Source organism: Streptomyces sp. PU-14G (assembly GCF_041028275.1).
Taxonomy (GTDB): domain Bacteria; phylum Actinomycetota; class Actinomycetes; order Streptomycetales; family Streptomycetaceae; genus Streptomyces.
This window is the reverse complement of the sequence record NZ_JASKYT010000546.1, coordinates 1-3745: the sequence shown is the minus strand read 5'-3', so window position 1 is coordinate 3745 and position 3745 is coordinate 1. Positions and strand designations below refer to the sequence as shown.

The 3745-nt window shown below is 73.7% G+C and carries 2 protein-coding genes and 1 pseudogene; 1 reads left to right on the top strand and 2 read right to left on the bottom strand.

What is annotated here, in order from left to right:
• Nucleotides 1-76: 76 nt before the first annotated feature.
• Together AB8Z75_RS33105 and AB8Z75_RS33100 are read right to left on the bottom strand one after the other, a co-directional pair.
• Complete coding sequence (locus AB8Z75_RS33105) at nt 77-1591, bottom strand: cytosine permease (protein ID WP_369208545.1); 1515 nt, start codon at nt 1589-1591, stop codon at nt 77-79.
• A gap of 299 nt (nt 1592-1890) precedes the next feature.
• Nucleotides 1891-2799, bottom strand: coding sequence for a universal stress protein (locus tag AB8Z75_RS33100; RefSeq protein ID WP_369208543.1), 909 nt, complete (start codon nt 2797-2799; stop codon nt 1891-1893).
• Between the two features lie 810 nt (nt 2800-3609).
• On the opposite strand from AB8Z75_RS33100, the pseudogene AB8Z75_RS33095 reads away from it, so the two are divergent.
• A pseudogene (locus AB8Z75_RS33095) lies at nt 3610-3745 on the top strand (TetR family transcriptional regulator); the annotation flags it as partial.

Below are 3745 nucleotides of genomic sequence, written 5' to 3'. Positions count from 1 at the left end.
GMGKGCGCCGGGGCCAGAGGAGGGAGGCCGGGCACCGGCGCAGGCCGCGCGGCCGGTCGGGCCTGGTCCGGTCGGCTCAGGCGGCGGCCTGCGGCTCCTTCTCGCGGGGCGCGGGCAGTACCGCGAACAGCACCGCGGCCAGCAGCACCGTCGCGGCCCAGCCCAGGCCGTTCCTGCCGATCCAGGTGTCGACCAGCGGGCCCGCGAACCACTCGCACTTGGTGAAGCCGAGCCCGAGCAGCAGGGCGACGCCCCAGGCCGTCATGGCCTGCCAGCAGAAGCCGCCGACGTACCAGTAGCGGCTGGTGCGCGAGGTGTCGAGCAGTCCGGCCGCGTCGTAGCGGACGGTCTTGTGCCGGCGGCGCAGCATGTCCACGGCGTAGACGCCGACCCAGGCGGAGAAGGAGACGGCCAGCAGCGAGAGGAAGGAGATGAACGAGCCGTAGAAGCTCTTGGCCACGAGCATCAGCAGCAGCCCGCCGACGAGGCTGATCACGGCGTTGATCGAGACGGCCCAGGCGCGGGGCAGCTTGACGCCCATGGTCTGCGCGGTGAACCCCGCCGAGTACATCGAGAGGCTGTTGATGAGCACCATGCCGATCAGGGCGATGATCAGGTAGGGCACGGCCAGCCAGCCGGGCAGGGCCTCGCCGAGGAAGGAGACGGGGTCGTTCGTCTTGGCCAGCGCGGGGTCCTTGAACGACATCACGCCGCCCATCAGCACCATCGGCACCAGCACGAGCAGCGCGCCCGAGAGGGTGGTACCGAAGATCTTGCGGCCCTGTGCGCTGTGCGGCAGGTAGCGCGCGAAGTCGGGCCCTGTGGGGATCCAGCTGATGCCGCCCGCCGCGATGGTGCCGATGCCCGCGACGAACATGGCCGTGCCGCCCGCCGGGCGCGAGAAGACCTCGCTCCAGTCGATGGTGGTCACCAGGTAGGCCAGGACGAGGACGGTGAAGACCCCGAACAGGTAGGTCGACCAGGTGTTGCAGATGTTGAGGACCTTGCGGCCCATGCCGCTGACGAGGAACGTCACGCCGACGAACACGAGCAGGGTGACGACGATGAGCGGGGTGCTGCTCTCGATGCCGAACAGCAGCCGCAGCACGGTGAGCACGGCGTAGGCGCCCGTGACCGCGTTGATCGTCTCCCAGCCGAAGCGCGCGACCCACAGGATCATGCCGGGGAAGTAGTTGCCCCGTACGCCGAAGGTCGCCCGGGAGAGCATGGCGCCGGGCGCGCCGCCCCACTTGCCGGAGACGGACAGCAGCCCGACCAGGCCGAAGGAGACGGCTCCCGCGATGGCGGCTGCGAGGAGCACCTGGAAGAAGTTGAGGCCGTTGAAGACGACCAGTCCGGCGCCCATGGTGAGCAGCAGGACGCTGATGTTGGCGGCAACCCAGGTGGGGAACAGTTCGCGGACCCGGCCGCGCCGCTCGTGGTCGGGTACGGGCTCGATGCCACGGGTCTCGACGGTTTCGTCGACGGCCGCGGCGGTCGCCGGGGCGAAAGCGGAGGGGTCGGCCGAGGGGGCCGAAGGGGGCGCCGTAGCGGCGCCGTCGGCGCCGGCTACGCCGGGACGAACTGCCATGGGATGGGGCTCCGTGCGTGGTTCTCTGGTGCGACGTGCGTCATTGCAGGGTCCTGACCAGGACGTGACGGGACTCTACGCGCGTTGCATTGCGCCCTCTATCGTACAGAACCACACGATCGACCCCCTGCACTTCGGAGGATCCTCCAAAGAGGAGGGGGCTGCACCGGAGCGCGGGCCGGGCACCGGAAGCGGAACGACGGCCACACCGGGCGGCGGCCTCCCGGGGCGCCGACCCTCGGGGCGGCTGCCCCCGGGGCGCCGGCCCTCGGAGCGGCTGCCCTCGGGGCGCCGGCCCGTCAGGGCACCGGCACCAGCACCACCGAACACGCCGCGTGCTGGAGGACCGCGTTGACCACCGGACCCACCTGGAGGCCGAGGCGGCGGTTCTCCCGCCGCACACCCAGCACGATCCGCTCCGCGCCGTCGCTCAGCCTGATCAGGTTCTCGGCCGCCGCGCCCTGGTGCTGCGCGGTGTGCACCTCCACGTCCCCGTAGCGCTGCCGGAACGGCTGGACGGCCTCCGCCAGGAACTTCTCCGCGCGCTTCGTCTCCTCCGGCGGCTCCTTCGGCGACAGCTTCAGCGACACCCCGGGCAGCGTCGGATAGTTCCAGGAGTGCACCACCCACAGCGTCGACCCGTCGCGCTGCGCCGACTGGAAGGCGAACTCGACCGGCTCGGTGGCTCCGGCCCACTTCAGCCCGACCACCGTGTCACCGACCCGGGCGGTGCCGGGCTCGGGCACCTCTCCGCGCACCACCATCAGCGGCCCGGCGGCGTGCGCCGCGAGCCGCAGCCCCACCGAGCCGAGCAGCAGGCCGCGGAAGCCGCCGCGCCCCCTGGTGCCCACCACCGTGAGGTCGGCCGTGCGGCTCGCCCGCACCAGCGCGTCGACCGCCGGCTCGCGCACCCCCGCAGGAGTGACGGTCAGTCCTGGCGCGCGCTTGCGGGCCCGCTCGGCGGCGGCGTCGGCCACCTCCTGCCCTGCCCGGCGCATGCGCTCCGTGTCGGAGTCGGTCTCGGGTACGACGCTGCGCCGCGGCGGCGCACCGCCGCACAGCACCTCCAGCTCGGCGCCGCGGCGGACGGCCTCGTCGGCGGCCCGGTCCAGCGCGCGGAGGGAGTGCGGGGAACCGTCCACACCGACCACCACGCGGCCGGTCGAGGGGGCGGGCGCCTCGGCGGGGCGCTCGTTGGTCTGCGACATGGCCTTCTTCTCCTCGCGTCCTCGAACGTCCTCGCGTCAGGGGCGGGTACCCCGCCAGTGTCGGTCACACGGCGCGTTTGCGGGAGAAGGCGCGGCACATCCGAAACGGCGGGGCGGGCCCGGTTCTCCGGCAGGCGGAGGGCCGGGCCCGCGTCCTCAGGGCACCACCGCCGCGCGGCCGTTGACCTTGCCCTCGTACAGGAGTGCGTAGGCGCGGGGCGCCTCGTCCAGGGGGTACCGCGCGACGTGGCTGCCGAGCACCCATGGCGGGCCGGGGCCGGACGGGCAGCTCTCCAACGCGCTGGCACTGGTGGGGCCTTCATGCGGGCTCCTGGCTCGCGGCTGATGGCGCCTGACCGCCGGCCGGCTGGCCGCTGGCCGCCGGTCGGTGCGGTCGAGGCGGTCGGTGCGGTCGGCACCTCGACTCTCCGGCGTGCTCCGCGGCGGCCGACCGGCGGGGGTGCCGTGGCCGGCCGCCGCGGAGTGGCAGTTCAGGTCGCGACCTGTCCTGACTGCCGGCCGCCCCCGCCTGGTCCACGCCGCGCCGCGTGCGTGCCGCGTGCGTGCCGCGCGTGGGCTCAGCTCCACTACAGCAGCGCGCCACGGCTGCCGCAAAGGGAACGCGGACCCCTGGCCGGCCCCCGGCCCCCGGGCCGGCCCCGGATCCCTGGCCGATCCCGGACCCCCTGGCCGGCTCCGGACCCCTGGCCGGCCCCGGCCCGCGCGCACGGCCCATCGACGCCTCCACCCAGGAGACCGGGTCACTTATTTAACTCAGTAACGTTTCCTGTTACGCCCGCCCGCGCAGCGGGCACCACGCCACTCGACGCGCTGGAGGCCCACCCCCTCGCCGGCCTCGACCCCCGGGACCCGGTCACCGGCCTGTGCGACGACCCGGACGTGCTCACCTTCCACCGGCTGCTGTACCGCACGCCGAGCCTGGTGG